This is a genomic window from Paludibacter sp., assembly GCF_009712605.1.
Taxonomy (GTDB): Bacteria; Bacteroidota; Bacteroidia; order Bacteroidales; family Paludibacteraceae; genus Microbacter.
Genome location: NZ_WASO01000014.1, coordinates 546,368 through 560,618 on the forward strand (window position 1 = coordinate 546,368; position 14,251 = coordinate 560,618).

General features: G+C 44.4%; 15 protein-coding genes. 5 read left to right on the plus strand and 10 right to left on the minus strand.

The annotated features are described in order from the left end of the window. Window positions 1-198: 198 nt before the first annotated feature. Window positions 199-519: a hypothetical protein gene (locus tag F8N35_RS12570; RefSeq protein ID WP_293053597.1), complete on the minus strand. Its 321-nt coding sequence runs from the start codon at window positions 517-519 to the stop codon at window positions 199-201. Between the two features lie 153 nt (window positions 520-672). After that, window positions 673-1,473, minus strand: coding sequence for a DUF4382 domain-containing protein (locus F8N35_RS12575; RefSeq protein ID WP_293053600.1), 801 nt, complete (start codon window positions 1,471-1,473; stop codon window positions 673-675). A gap of 271 nt (window positions 1,474-1,744) precedes the next feature. Between F8N35_RS12575 and F8N35_RS12580 the strand changes: the two genes are divergently transcribed. After that, on the plus strand, window positions 1,745-2,581 hold the full coding sequence (locus F8N35_RS12580) for a polysaccharide deacetylase family protein (RefSeq protein WP_293053603.1): 837 nt from the start codon (window positions 1,745-1,747) through the stop codon (window positions 2,579-2,581). 204 nt (window positions 2,582-2,785) lie between these two features. On the opposite strand, the gene F8N35_RS12585 is transcribed toward F8N35_RS12580, so the two are convergent. The 5 genes from F8N35_RS12585 to F8N35_RS12605 all read right to left on the minus strand — a co-directional run bounded on the left by F8N35_RS12585 (window position 2,786) and on the right by F8N35_RS12605 (window position 6,922). Next, on the minus strand, window positions 2,786-3,454 hold the full coding sequence (locus F8N35_RS12585; protein ID WP_293053606.1) for a CoA pyrophosphatase: 669 nt from the start codon (window positions 3,452-3,454) through the stop codon (window positions 2,786-2,788). A 145-nt stretch (window positions 3,455-3,599) separates the two neighbouring features. After that, window positions 3,600-4,622: a hypothetical protein gene (locus tag F8N35_RS12590; protein WP_293053608.1), complete on the minus strand. Its 1,023-nt coding sequence runs from the start codon at window positions 4,620-4,622 to the stop codon at window positions 3,600-3,602. A 147-nt stretch (window positions 4,623-4,769) separates the two neighbouring features. After that, entirely contained in the window at window positions 4,770-5,399 is a 630-nt protein-coding gene (locus tag F8N35_RS12595) for a cytidylate kinase-like family protein (protein WP_293053610.1), read from the minus strand. 218 nt (window positions 5,400-5,617) lie between these two features. Continuing rightward, entirely contained in the window at window positions 5,618-6,424 is an 807-nt protein-coding gene (locus tag F8N35_RS12600; protein WP_293053611.1) for a hypothetical protein, read from the minus strand. Window positions 6,425-6,547: 123 nt separating this feature from the next. Beyond that, complete coding sequence (locus F8N35_RS12605; protein WP_293053612.1) at window positions 6,548-6,922, minus strand: GxxExxY protein; 375 nt, start codon at window positions 6,920-6,922, stop codon at window positions 6,548-6,550. A 342-nt stretch (window positions 6,923-7,264) separates the two neighbouring features. Between F8N35_RS12605 and nudC the strand changes: the two genes are divergently transcribed. From nudC to F8N35_RS12625, 4 genes are all read left to right on the plus strand, one after another. Next, a complete protein-coding gene (gene nudC / locus F8N35_RS12610) occupies window positions 7,265-8,098 on the plus strand; it encodes an NAD(+) diphosphatase (protein WP_293053613.1) in 834 nt (277 codons plus the stop codon). A gap of 138 nt (window positions 8,099-8,236) precedes the next feature. Next, the gene (trpS, locus tag F8N35_RS12615; protein WP_293053614.1) at window positions 8,237-9,322 is read left to right on the plus strand and encodes a tryptophan--tRNA ligase; all 1,086 of its coding nucleotides are present in this window, start codon (window positions 8,237-8,239) and stop codon (window positions 9,320-9,322) included. Window positions 9,323-9,513: 191 nt separating this feature from the next. Then, window positions 9,514-10,155, plus strand: a complete 642-nt coding sequence (locus tag F8N35_RS12620) for an NAD(P)H-binding protein (RefSeq protein WP_293053616.1) — start codon at window positions 9,514-9,516, stop codon at window positions 10,153-10,155. Window positions 10,156-10,167: 12 nt separating this feature from the next. Beyond that, on the plus strand, window positions 10,168-10,761 hold the full coding sequence (locus F8N35_RS12625; RefSeq protein WP_293053618.1) for a flavodoxin domain-containing protein: 594 nt from the start codon (window positions 10,168-10,170) through the stop codon (window positions 10,759-10,761). On the opposite strand, the gene cbiB is transcribed toward F8N35_RS12625, so the two are convergent. From cbiB to F8N35_RS12640, 3 genes are read right to left on the minus strand one after another with little or no spacing between them, the layout of a single operon-like run. Beyond that, window positions 10,741-11,658: an adenosylcobinamide-phosphate synthase CbiB gene (gene cbiB / locus F8N35_RS12630; RefSeq protein ID WP_293053620.1), complete on the minus strand. Its 918-nt coding sequence runs from the start codon at window positions 11,656-11,658 to the stop codon at window positions 10,741-10,743. The two genes, F8N35_RS12625 and cbiB, sit on opposite strands and share 21 nt — an antisense overlap. A gap of 20 nt (window positions 11,659-11,678) precedes the next feature. After that, a complete protein-coding gene (locus F8N35_RS12635) occupies window positions 11,679-12,755 on the minus strand; it encodes an aminotransferase class I/II-fold pyridoxal phosphate-dependent enzyme (RefSeq protein WP_293053622.1) in 1,077 nt (358 codons plus the stop codon). After that, the gene (locus F8N35_RS12640) at window positions 12,752-14,224 is read right to left on the minus strand and encodes a cobyric acid synthase (RefSeq protein WP_293053624.1); all 1,473 of its coding nucleotides are present in this window, start codon (window positions 14,222-14,224) and stop codon (window positions 12,752-12,754) included. Before F8N35_RS12640 ends, F8N35_RS12635 begins: the two co-directional genes overlap by 4 nt. Between the last annotated feature and the right edge of the window lie 27 nt (window positions 14,225-14,251).

The following is a 14,251-nucleotide window of genomic DNA, read 5'->3' on the forward strand; positions in this document are numbered from 1 at the left end:
CCAATAATAACGTCGGGATAAATCCCGACGGGGAGAAAGGTAGCAGTTTTTACATAACGCTGTAAGCGTTTTCCTGCAAACGGGATACCGCTACGCGGTTCAGGGAATATATTGACTATCTTCGCGTTTACACCCCGATGAATCGTGGCGTTATTATCCGGACAATCATATTTTTTGAACTATAGATACACAGGCAAATCAGCGGCGTACCTGAGCATCATGTTTCTCTTTGTAAATCTTGCGGGCAGCTTTTTCCTGTTCTTTTTGTATGTGTCGGCGTTCGTGACGTGTTACAACGCCATCAGACTTTGCCTTCAGTTTATCCCGTTCGATTTTACGTTGCTGTTTTTCAAGCTTTTTTACTTCATGACGTGTCAGTTGACCGGTAGCTGCGCCTTCGTGAATTCTTCGCTGCTGCTCTGTCTGAGTACGGTTAATTTCCGGTGTTGCCGTCTGAGCAACCACTCCTGCCGATATCCCCATCAACGCGAAAAGCGCTATAAAAATCTGTTTTTGCATACGAATTGAATTTTAGATGTTTATTACTATTTTGGAGCCGAATAAGTTATTTGTTTTGAAATTCAAATTCAATTATTGGATTGAATCCACGCTACGAAGTTTAAATGTGCACTTATAAAGTCCCGAACCAATAAGTCCGGGACTTTATAAGCATCAATGAGTTACTTTCACTTCGCCAAGCATCGCTCTGTTGTGACCCGAAAGAGTTACTGTTTTGGTCAATGTTACATATCCGCTGTCAACCGGCATAAATTTAACCGTGTATGAACCAGGGACAAATCCGTTTAACTTGAAATAATTCATCCGGAGCGTATCCGAGAGAGTAGAAATCGTATCCGTTCCGTTGACCACAAACACCTTGGTGAGTAATTTACGCGGTAAAATAAAGCCCTCGATGCTTTGTGTACATTCCATTATAAAGCCTCTCATCTTAGGAATCAGAATATAATTTCCACTTCTGTCTCTGATGATAGAACGTGCAATATCGAAGTCGAGCATAATACTGTAGCTACCGGTCGGAGCCGTTTCCCATGCTTTGACTACCAAAGAGCTATCACTTTTAGAAGGAATGATCAACTGTTTGGTGGTACCATCAGACAAAACTACCGAATTGTTTTTACCCAAAACAAAACGAATATGACGTACCGTTTCGCCACTTGGAATATTGATTTTTGAGAGCAGCGCACTGTCGCCGTTCGCCAGCATTTTGATGTTATAAACAGCTTCGGTAAAAGTCGCATCTTTCCAGATAGAATCCTTTCCGATATACTGAATCGCTTTGACATCAAGATTTACTGACTTATAGCGAAGCCAGGGCATATCCGGACGATGAAACATCGGATCGTCGGTCAGATAAACTGACACTGTTCGTGCGCCAGGCTCATTCACCGTATTGGTACACGATGTTACGAGCAAAGTGGCCGCAAAGGCCATGAAAAATAACAACTTCTTCATAAATGTTACTTTTAGATGTGTTTTACTGAAATTTAAAATGTATCGCCGATAATAATTTCTTAAATAACGCAGCAAATTTCGCGTGTATTGTGTTGTTTTGTTCTTTGCTCATACCGTTTTTATACTATTTCAGAACATTTAGCAAGTGAACTATCACTCTACAAATAAACACTTTGCATAAATATTAGAAAATCTCATAAACGAAATAAATGTAACTTTGAAAATTACCGGTAAAATCCGCTATTTTTGTCCTAATTAAAGTCTTCGTACAATGCATAAATCGATCCTTTCTGTTATCTTAATCCTGCTCGCAGGATGTTTCATTGTATCTTGTAACCGTAGTGCCGGTAGTAACTCATCCTCTGCGCCTCTATCGCCGCAAAGTCACCAGTCTCAAAACAAGACCATCAATAGTGCTTCCGAAATACTTGCTAAACAGGAAGTACCTGTTCTTTGCTACCATCGCATTGAAGACGGGCGCAAAGATGATTACACGGTTAGTCCTGCTCAATTCGAAGCTCAGATCAGTGCGCTGGCTGACAGCGGTTATCATGCCATTTTACCCGATCAGCTGTATGAATACCTGGCACATAATGAGAAATTGCCATCAAAACCGGTGATGATTACCTTTGACGATTCGCGTGTGGAGCATGCTCTGATTGCGGCTCCCGTACTCGAAAAACATGGTTTCAGGGGTGTATTCTTCATCATGACGATAACTTACAACAAGAAGAACTACATGAGCAAGGAGCAGATCGCTCAACTGGCCAAGGCAGGTCACACCGTCGGATTGCACACCTGGGATCATACCATGGTCACCAAATACAAGGAAGCGGCTGATTGGAAGAAAGAAGTTACCGATCCGAAAAAAGGACTGGAAGGAATTACTGGCAAGCCGGTAGAATATTTTGCCTATCCTTACGGAATATGGAACCATCAGGCTGCAGAGGAGTTACACAAGCAAATGAAGCTCTCGTTTACACTGATTTCAAAACGTGATTCCGTTTATCCACTGCAAACTGTCAGAAGAATGGTTGCTCCGGCCTGGACACCTCAGGGTTTGATTAAGGCTATGCAAAAGACTTTTGAGAAGAAAGAGAAGATGTAATTAACTGTAGAGAATTGGAGGGAATATCAGAAGACACTGTATATTAAACTATCAAACCCCTCCGCTTCGCTCGTCCCCTTTATCTAAAGGGGACAGCACTGTTCGCTGAGTTTTAGCTCTATTCTACGACTTATTGCTACAATCGCAGATTGATATCCCATTGATCTCAAGAGGAGTACCCGACAGGGGGTAGGGTTTGACTCGTCAGTTTATTATTCTTTCTATTTTTCGGGCTACTTCGTGGACAATGCGGGCAGTGATTCCCCAAATTACACCTTCGTGGGTTTTATACACCAATACTTTGTAGAGATAATTTCCCCAAGGATTTTTATAGATAGCCGGTAACCCAAGTTCTTCCACAGGCAATAGAACTATTTCTTTACCGCTTTTGTCGTCGACAGTGGTAGGATGCACCTCAATTTTTACGTTATACCGATCCGGTTGATTGGCAAGGAAATAGGTAACGGGAAGAGTAATTACCCGTTCCACTTCGCTCTCGTTTACGGCAAGCTCTTCTAAACTGACATCCGCAATACCAACAAAGGCATCTACTGTCACTCCCATCGGAGCCACCAGCGTATTGATTCGGCCAATGATTTCAATTTTGTCTGCCGGAATACCCATCTCTTCGTAGGTTTCGCGCAAAGCAACCTGTTCCAGCGATGTATCTGTTTCGTCTATTTTGCCGCCCGGAAAACAAATTTCGCCGGGCTGCCGAATATTGGCGGCACGCTTCTGAAACACAAAATGGTATTCACCGTTTATCGGCATGAGAAGCACCAGTACTACCGAGTTGAAGTATTCTTCTTTTCCGTGAATACCTTCTTCAAAACCCAACTGTTCTTTTATCCTGTTGAAATCTTCAATAACCATATCCGTATCGTTATTCCGGCCTGAACAATAGTCGCACAGACCTATTCTTACGCTTCCCCAAATCTAACTATTTTATGGAAGAATCGTTCCTTGTTTCTGCAAAAAATGGTTACCGAATCAATTTTCCGAACTCGCAAACAGTGAATTATTGATACTGAATATAAATCGGCTTGGGGCGCAGGTTGATCAGCTCCGGCGGTGTCAGCATGTGATGCGGAGGATTTTTGATATCATTTTTGTAGAATAATTTGAAGCCCGTAAACTGCACCGGTTCACGGAAGATATACTGACGATAAGTGTCATATTTCAGGTAAGGAGCGCCCCACCCGTCCATGTTCATTATCATCTGAACTTCCTGATGGTGTTTGATTTGCTTGTAGTTGGTCACCATGCCCTGTGTAAAGCGGTGTACAATCAGAATTTTCGGCGGAAGGTTGTATTGCTTGACCAGATCGGCCAGATATTCCGAACAGTAATTGACATCTTCAGCATCGAACGTTCCTATCTTTTTACCCGGCAAACTACCATCTTTCATAGAAAATTCAGGGTCAATAGCCAAATGTACGTGCGGCATTTTCAGGTATTTTTCCAGCAAAGGCACTTCATCTTTCAGGTGACTGAGCGCCACCTGTATATCCAGAAATACAATGGCGTTGCCCATTTTTGCAATAGTCAGCGCAGAGTCAATTTGATGGGCAGGCATCCGCATACGGTATTTCCCGTCCTTGCCGGGATTACCCTGAGCCACTACCGCTATGTAGTGAATTGCCGGTATTACAGGAGTTGACGGATCGACAGCTTCCCAGGCTTTCATCTCTTTGCGCAACATCGTCCACATCGTGTCCGGAGCATATTCGCCCAGCACGCCCATGCGCTTTGAATAGAGATTACCATAATAAGCCACAATACGATTATACGGCAAAATAGCTCCTTTCATGGGATAAGACAAATGTTTCACCGGCCATCTTCCGGTAGTGTCGCCGTTTGCCAGCACCGCCAGTTTCTTGTTGTAAGCTATGGAGTCAACCGGTTCCTGCTTTTTCGGTGCCGCATCCGACAAGCCATTCTTATCGGCATTGCCTGCTACAGGAGTAGATTTGCCTGACTGTGTGCATCCGCTCAACACAATTGCCGATGCCATGATAATAGAAAGGAGGTAATTTCGCATAAAAAGAGATATTCTGTTGATTTGAACGAGTGCCGGTAATCTATTCACCAAACACAACAATACCCGCCGTATACGCTGAATGCAATTTGCAAGGCGGGTATCACTTGTCAACAAAGATAACAAGAAGTTATTTTACCTCCAAACAGGCTACGAATGAACCATGATTACATAATTGAGAATGAGTTCCACTGCATTGTCCACTCCGGTCTTGCCTGTGTCGATGCAAAGATCGAACTGGCGGGCATCATGCCATTTATTACCTGTAAACGTTTCAATGTAGTTTCCCCTTTCCTTGTCGTTTTTTTCTATCATTTCGAGAGCTTCCTTGTCGGTCATGCCTGTCTGACGGGCAATGCGATCCACACGGTAAGCTTTGTCGGCATGGAGATAAACCGTAATTACATTGGGATGATCTTTCAGAATATAATATCCGCAACGCCCAATAATTACTGAGGCTTGCTCCTTTGCAATGTGTTGGATAATATCGCTTTCTACCTTGAAAATTTCTCCCGTAGTGGTGATACGCATATCGGGAGGGAGAGGGGCATCGGATGCCAGAGCATTCAATTGAAAGAATGACTTCCAGAACGATTGAATTTTCTCATCCTTTTCGTCAATCTCTTTTTCCACGACGGAGAGTCGTTGCGCCGCCCGGCTGATAATCTCGCGATCGACATAACGGATATTCAGCTTTGCGGCCACCTGCTGACCAATGACTGCTCCTCCGCAGCCCAACTGACGGCTAATGGTAATGATTAATGGTATAGACGCTTTCATGGTGTGTTGCCTCCTTTCGGTTTTGTTGTCAATTTACGGTGAAAATATACAACAAAAAGAGGCAAATTATCATTGTAGACCAAATAATTATCAAACGACCACGTCAATTGTCCGCATCAGAATTTACAGAATGATTGAATTAACAGAATTCAGGCATTAATGACTTGCTACTGGACGAATTCTTTCGTAGAGAAAAACCAATTGCACGGAAAGAGGAGTCACAATGTAAGTTTAGCCAACATAACAATAACTGGAATAAATAAGCCTACAAGAAAAAATACTAAGCAACCTTTGTTTTTGGTTTGTTGCACATATTGGCTTTCTAATTTTTGCTTTATACTTTTCGTTTTCATAATTCCAAATTCATTATGTAAATATTCTGCAACTTTTTTATAGGCAATTGTATTTATGGATGAAACAGATCCTCTATCTAACAAATCACCATCATTGTCAACATAATTTACAACACCAAATTGAGTAAGATCATCTCCAATATATTTTTTCATGGACTTTAAAAACTGTTCATCAGTTATATTTACTTTTGCAAATTCATAAAATTTCTCTTTATATCTATGTGTTTCCAAATTAGTATGTTTATCATCTGACAACCATTTATATATAGAAAAAGCAAAATATGCAATTTGGTCTTCGTTTTCCAATTTTTTAAATATCAGTGTTCTTAGGGTTTTGTCACCTATATATTTGTTGAAAATAACATTCTTGTTTTTTGCAAAAGTAATTAGACCTAAATCTGGAATATCCGAATCATCATTTTTTTTATTTTCAATTAAAGTCGATAAATCTTCAATTGTAAAAGATTCAGGAAAACTTACGCCCAAATCTTTTGCATAAGCAAACCTTCTGTCATCTGGTTGTATTTGCTTCTCTTCAATTCTGACTATATCATTTATATCCATTTCTCTTGCTAAAGCGATCGCTTTTTCACTTGAGATTGCGTATAGGCATATTTTCTTTTCTCTCTTTGTCTCTTTTTTGAAGATAATGTTGAAGCTTTTCACTTTCATAATGTTGATTTGTCTATAAATAATATATCTTTCTGAATATTACATCCTACACATAAAGGCATATAATACTGTCAATTTACACATCAATTAGCTTTCTAAAGTATAATTTGCAGAATTCGTGCATTAGCGAAAATGCTGATTAAAGATCAATTTATACTGCAAGCTTGTGGCTCCAAAGTTGATTAACAATCCCTTTGCAAAGTTATATGCCACAACGTAGTTCTTTGCCTGTGCCAGATGCACATCTTCAAGGTTAATCATCGCTTTTAACTCAACAATCACCTTATTTTCAACAACAAAATCTGCTCTACGGGTACCGACATTGATTCCATCGTAAAAGATACTTTGCTCTTTTTCTCTTTCAAAGTCCAAGCCTGCCCGTCTCAACTCAATGGCAAGACAGCGTTGGTAAATAACTTCCTGAAAGCCATTTCCCAAAGCATTATGAACTTTAATAGCACAACCAATAATAGTATAGGTCAATTGATCTTTTTCCATTAATCAGTATTTATTTTGAACTCATTCTGTAAATTCAATCATTCTGCAAATTCTGCTTCTGACAGTTGCAAACTACAGACACTCACCATGAACAGTTCCATTTTCGCTTCAAATCTACAAATTTCTTTTTACAAATATCTATTTTTAGTTAATAATATTTTCAACAACAAGAAGAAACATCGTTTTCTTATCTTTTTTCGGATATGCCTGAAATCAGACTTCTTTTCAAGCAAAAATTGCCGGTTTGCGATTATAAATTATCACTGCATCTTTAGAAAATAAAGCGTAAATTTGCACTCTACTCCGGGGCAAATCGTCGCCCCTGCAAATTCTATTATCAGTATGATTCAGGACATATTTCCGCACCGCTTCGACAACCATTTTGTAGCCGGCAAAACAATAGAAGACAAAGACTTCGTTCTTCATTACAAAGACAATACGCTGTTACTGAAAAGCGACAACAACGGTCTCGAGCTTCCGCAGAAAAAAGATTTCACCAACATCACCGACCAAACGGAGGCTACCTTTTTATTCACCCTTAACGAGGTGTCGTGTTTTCTTGTGTGGGATGCTCCATCGGCAAAAGAATCAGACATCACCTATCAGGAGATTAATTTCTTCCGTACCGCCAGCCGTAAAGAGGTGGCCTGGGTCGGCGTGGTGGGCTATCACCTGCGCAACTGGTATGCCGAACATCGTTTTTGCGGCAAATGCGGGACCAAAACCGTACACAAATCCGACGAACGGGCAATGATGTGCCCTGCATGTCACACGCTATTCTTTCCGAAAATTTCACCGGCCATTATCGTTGCCATCACTTCCGGAGATAAAATTCTTTTGGCACACAACGCCAATTTCAAACCCGGATGGTTCTCACTGATTGCCGGATATGCCGATGTGGGCGAAACGCTGGAAGAGACCGTGCGCCGGGAAGTGAAAGAGGAAGTAGGACTCGATGTGAAGAACATTCGGTACTACACCAGTCAGCCCTGGCCGTTGTCGGGGTCGGTAATGGTAGGTTTCACAGCCGAAGCCGACGAAAACCAGCCGATAGTCATCGATCAGAACGAAATTGCCGAAGCTGCCTGGTACACCCGCGGCAACCTGCCTGACCACCCCACCAATGTGAGTGTAGGCGGTGAATTGATAGAGAAGTTTGAAAAGGGAGAATTGTAAAACTAAGCGGCCATTCTTCTCCGTATTTTCAGAATAATCAGTAAATTTGCGAAAGCATTCGGCAGCGTGCTGAAGCAGCCGGAACAACACAGAATGAAAATTATAACTTCCTAAAATACAAAGAAAAACAACATCAATATGTCGGATACAGAAAAAATGGAACTGGGAACCTACGAGGCTACCGTTGAGAGAAGCAGAAAACTGGAAGAGGATTTAAGCGTACATCCCGAAAAATACCGTGTACTTACCGGCGACCGTCCCACCGGCCGTCTGCACATCGGTCACCTTTTCGGCTCGTTGCAAAACCGCGTACGCCTGCACAACCTGGGCGTTGAAACCTTTATCGTCATTGCCGATTACCAGGTGCTTACCGACCGCGATTCATTCGATAAAATTTCCGAGAACGTCCGTCAGTTGACCCTTGATTATCTGGCAGCCGGCATCGATCCTACCGACGGCAAGACCTTCATCTTCCCTCACAGCTACGTTCCCGAATTGAACCAGCTGCTGCTTCCGTTCCTTACGCTGGTATCCAACGCCGAACTCAACCGTAACCCGACGGTAAAAGAAGAAATTCAGGCTTCGGGCTTAAAGAGCATCAACGCCGGAATGTACACATACCCCGTTCACCAGGCCGCCGACATTCTTTTCTGCAAAGGAAACGTGGTTCCGGTCGGCAAAGATCAGTTGCCTCACTTAGAGCTGACCCGCGTAATTGCCCGTCGCTTCAACGATAAATTTGCGCCCAACAATCCTGTATTTTCCGAACCGCAACCGCTATTGAGCAAGTCACCAATGATTCTCGGTCTGGACGGCGGACAGAAGATGAGCAAGAGCCGCAACAACGCCATTATGCTGAGCGCCACCGAAGACGAAACGGCTGCTTTGATCAAAAAAGCCAAGACTGACGCGGAACGTTTCATCACCTACGAACCCGAACGTCGTCCCGAGATTGCCAATCTCTTATCACTGATCTCTATGTGCACGGGCGAAACACCGGAAGCCGTCGCAGCAAAAATCGGTGACGGAGGCGGAGGACAACTCAAAAAGATGCTCACCGAATCGATCAACGAATACCTGCGCCCCTTCCGCCAGAAACGTATCGAACTGGAATCCAATATGGATTACGTACGTCAGGTGATACTCAATGGCGCACAAAAGGCAAGAGAAGTGGGAACCGCCACCCTCGAAGAGGTTCGCGCTGCAATGAATATGAAGATCTGATAAAACAAGATACTTGTTATGAAAGCCCGGAATTTGCAAAGATTCCGGGCTTTTTGTTTGCCCGACTTTCAATTAAAAAAGAAAATGTAAATTTGTATCAATAATAACGAAGAGTTCCCGATAGCTATCGGGAAATAATCTTTAGCAACATAGAGTTCCATACGTCTATTAAAAATTAAAATTATTATCGTATGAAAGCAATCGTAATCGGTGGTTCGGGAGCCACGGGGAAATATCTGGTCAGGCGACTACTGGCCGATGAGCGTTTTGAAGAGATTGTGTTGCTTCTGCGCAAACCATCTGCAGAGACGCATCCCAAACTCAAACAGGTCATTGTCGATTTTGACAAGCTACACGAATATGCAGAACAGATCAACGGAGATGTAGCTTTCTCCTGCTTAGGCACCACCTTAAAGGATGCCGGAAGCAAAGAGGCTCAGTGGAAAGTGGATTACGATTACCAATATAACTTCGCTAAGATTGCCAGGCAGAATGGCATTACAACCTTTGTGCTCATGTCGGCTCAGAATGCCGATGCAAAATCTGCGATCTTCTACAGCCGCATGAAAGGCGAACTGGAACAAGCCATCGAGTTACTCGGTTTTGAGAAGCTTGTTATCGTGCAACCCGGTTTGCTGCTACGCCCCGACACTGACCGCTTTGTGGAGAAAATATCTGCCAAGATTCTGTCGGTATTCAACAAAATGGGACTTCTGAAACAATACGTACCCACACATGTCGACCGGGTAGCCGCCGCTATGATACAACACGCCGTATCGGGTACCTCCGGTATCAGAAGAATGAAGAACAACGAAATAAAAAACAACTTATAAACCTTTTACCACATGAAGAAACGCGATTTTTTGAAAGGCGGCCTGCTAACGATGGGAGCCTTGTTACTGCCCCGTAAAATATGGGCAATGGACTTTTACCCCACAACTTCAAAAGCAGAATGGGCGGTGCTTTACGGTACCTGGTGCGGTTCGTCACGCGATGCCGCCGCCTGGATTTCGGAAGGAATGGATGGTATTGCAAAAGTATTTGACGTGAGAGAAAATCCCGATTTATCGGGTTACAAATACGTGATTGTGGGCGGATCGATACGTGCAGGCAAAACCACACCCGAACTTCAACGCTACCTAACAGAGCACAACGAGCAGCTGAAAGGCAAGATAAAAGGATTGTTTGCCGTATGCGGTAATATGAAACAGCCTGTCACTCAGGTTCAGTATCAGCAACTAATCGAAAACCACCTCGCCAAACTGGCCAGCGTAAGCAATGTTGCTTCCAAAGTATTTCTCGGGCGCATCACCTGGGGATTGATGGAACCCGATGCGCGCAAACAGTTGCAGGCATTTAACATGGACGAGTACGACAACCTGAAACGGAGCGAATGTATGGCATTCGGCAAAGAGGTGTTACGCTCCGTAGCTCCGTAACAGGATAATAACCACCACAGCCACCGTTGCCACGGCGAAGTTGACGGCACACGCTTTGCGGATATCTTTCGCGGAAATTTCCCGCCAATTCTCCCCGATATAGGGTTTCTCCACCAACACTCCGTGATAGACGTTCGGTCCGCCGAAACGGCACTTCAGAATCCCCGCCATGGCCGATTCGGGATAGCCCGAATTGGGACTGGCGTGTTTCGGGCCATACTTCAGCACAAAGGGAGCTACATCCCAACGGAACGTAACCAACAACATCAACAGGGCGGTGATGCGTGCCGGTATAAAATTGAGGACATCGTCGGTGCGGGCGGCAAAGCAACCGAACTGCCGGTAACGTTCGCTCTTGTAACCGATCATCGAATCAAGGGTATTCACCATTTTGTAGGCAAACAGAAACGGTACGCCGCCAATGGCATAATAAAAGAGAGGAGCCACCACTCCATCGCTCAGGTTTTCGGCCAGTGTTTCGAGCACAGCGGTACGAATCTGCGTGGGATTCAATTGCGACGTATCCCGTCCTACAATCCAGCTCAGCCGCTTGCGACCTGCTTTGAGACCTTCGTTACTCAACACTTTTTCTACTTCCAGCGCTTCGCTGATCAGACTGCGGTTGGCCAATCCGTAAAAGATAAAAACGACAGCAAAGAGATAGGCCGCTACCGGATAGGATTGCAATAATTGCTCCGCCACGAAGAAGATTGTCCACACACCAGCCACCAGCATCACTGTAAGTAATACACCTTTCAGTCGACGATGTCCGTTACGGTTCCAGCGCTTCTCAAAAAAGGCAATGATATTTCCAAACAAACGAATAGGATGTGGCAACCGTCGCGGATCGCCCAAAAAAGCATCGAGCAGGAAAGCAGGTAAGAGAGGAGATAACATCCGAAAGTGATGGTTAATGATTAATTGTTAATGGTTAATGATTTGTCTTGGCTCTTAGATCCTGATTTCTGATTCCTAATTCCTATCATCTTCTCCATCGCTATAAACAACTTTTCGTTCTCTTCTTCTGTCTGCACCGAGATACGGATAGAGTGATTGTCGAGACCGCGAAAGTTGGAGGCATCGCGTACCAGCAGACCAAAATCGTTCAACAATTTTTCCTTTACTACCGAAGCTTCCAAACCATCTGTACGCAACAGGAAGAAGTTACAGGGTGAAGGTATAACGGTTATCCCCGGAAGCGCAGAAAACCGTTTTTGTAGCTCAATTGATCTACGAAGAGTATTTTCTTTGTTTCGAAAATATAATTCTTCGTTGTTTATTAAGTATACTCCAACCTTCTGAGCCAGTGCATTTACCGCCCATGGTACAGAGAATGAACGTAAACGAGCAGCGAGCGAGCGGCTCGTCACCATATATCCCAGTCGCAAACCGGGCAAAACATACTGTTTGGTCATCGAATGCACCACGATCAGGTTGTCAAACCGATTCACCAAATCTATCACCGACTCAAAGCCGGAGCAGAGTTCTCCGTAGGCTTCATCTACCACAAAAACGGTATCGGGATTTTGCAGCAACTGTTCCTCTATCTCTTTTGCGGCATATAACCGGCCATCGGGATTGTTGGGATTACCCAGCCAAACCAATTGCGGACAAACAATTCCAGCTTCGCACAACTGTTCATTGCTTTTGTAGAAAATCGTGTGGTCGTGCATCCGACAGGCATCCTCATACTCGGCAAAAGAGGGAATCAGCACCAGCGACCGGCTCTGACGGAATGCAGCGGCAATCGTGTAAAACGCCTCCACCGAACCATTAGCCACAAACACCTGATTGGCATCCACATGCAGCCTGCTACCTAAAGCGTTTCGCAAAGTTTCCGAATCCGGTTCGGGATAAGTCGCAATTGTCTCCAATTGTGTTGCCAGAAAGGCAAGCAGAGCATCCGGTACCCGACGCGCAGCAACATTCGAGCTAAAATCGCTCTTTACCTTATCTCCGTATCGATACAAATCGTTGCCGTGTCCCTCAATCATTCACGCATTGTTTTATAAATGTACTCCATATCGACACAATTGCGCACATGCGCCGCCAGTTTGTCGTATTGTTCGTTTTTGAACGCACTGTAATCGGTTGAGGTTGCTTCTTTCGTTCCGTATCCCGGTACCTGACGAAGAATATAGTCGATGGTACAGGAATTATCAAAAAAGCCGTGCAGATAGGTTCCGAAACTCCTCCCCGAAAGAAAATAACCATCCTCATCTCCTTTATCGGTATTGCAAAGCGGACTGGGTATTTCGGCTATCGTTTCGCCCATGTGAATCTCATAGCCTTCGCAATCGGCTTCGCTACCCAGAAAAGAAAAACGGCAAGCTTCGGTCTTTTTCTCTTCCGTCAACACCGTGTACACCGGCAATATGCCAAGTCCCGGCACGGCGGCAATATCGCCCTCCATGCCCAGCGGATCTTCCACCGAAAGACCCATCATCTGGTAACCGCCGCAAATGCCATAAACCGCTTTTCCTACTTCGTGATGTTGTAACACAGCCTTTGCCATGCCCGAACGACGCAGATAACGCAAGTCATCGATGGTATTTTTAGAACCCGGCAGTAGCACAATGTCAGCCTCTTTCAACTCGTCGGGATGAGCCGCATAAAAGAGATTTACCTCCGGATGCAGCTCCAGGCGGTTGAAATCGGTAAAGTTTGACATGTGCCGCAGCAATACCACCGCAATATTCACCTTGCCACCAACCTGCTTCTCTTTGCGATGCTCGAGCACCACCGAATCCTCCTGCTCGATATGAATATCGTCGAAATAAGGAATCACGCCCACCACCGGCACCCCACTGATCTCTTTCATCATTTTTCGGCCATCTTCAAACAGGGCAATATCACCCCTGAATTTATTGATGATAACGCCTTTAATCAGCCTGCGCTGCGCTTCAGGCAACAGCTTTATGCTGCCGTAAACACTGGCAAACACCCCACCCCGGTCAATATCGGCAATGAGATAAGTAGGTGCATCCAGCGTTTCTGCCACCCGCATATTGGTAATGTCGCGATCCCAGAGATTCATCTCCGAAATACTCCCGGCACCTTCAATCACCAAGGGATTGTACTCCACCAAAAGACGGTTACAGGCAGCCATCGCCTGATCGAAAAGCTCCATACGGTCGGTTTTGTTGAAATATTGAAAAGCCGACTGATTTCCAATCGGTTTACCATTCAACACTACCTGCGAAGAGGTATGGTTTGTAGGCTTGAGAAGTACCGGATTCATATCGGCACGACAGGGAATGCCGCACGCCTCGGCCTGCACCGCCTGTGCCCGACCGATCTCCAGTCCTTCGGGTGTGGCATAGCTATTGAGCGACATATTCTGTGCCTTGAACGGTGCCGGACGATAGCCGTCCTGCAAAAAGATGCGGCAAAAAGCAGCGTTAATCACGCTCTTCCCCACGTCCGAACCAGTACCCACAAACATCACGGGACGCAACTTCATCAATGATTAATGGTTAATGGTTAAAGA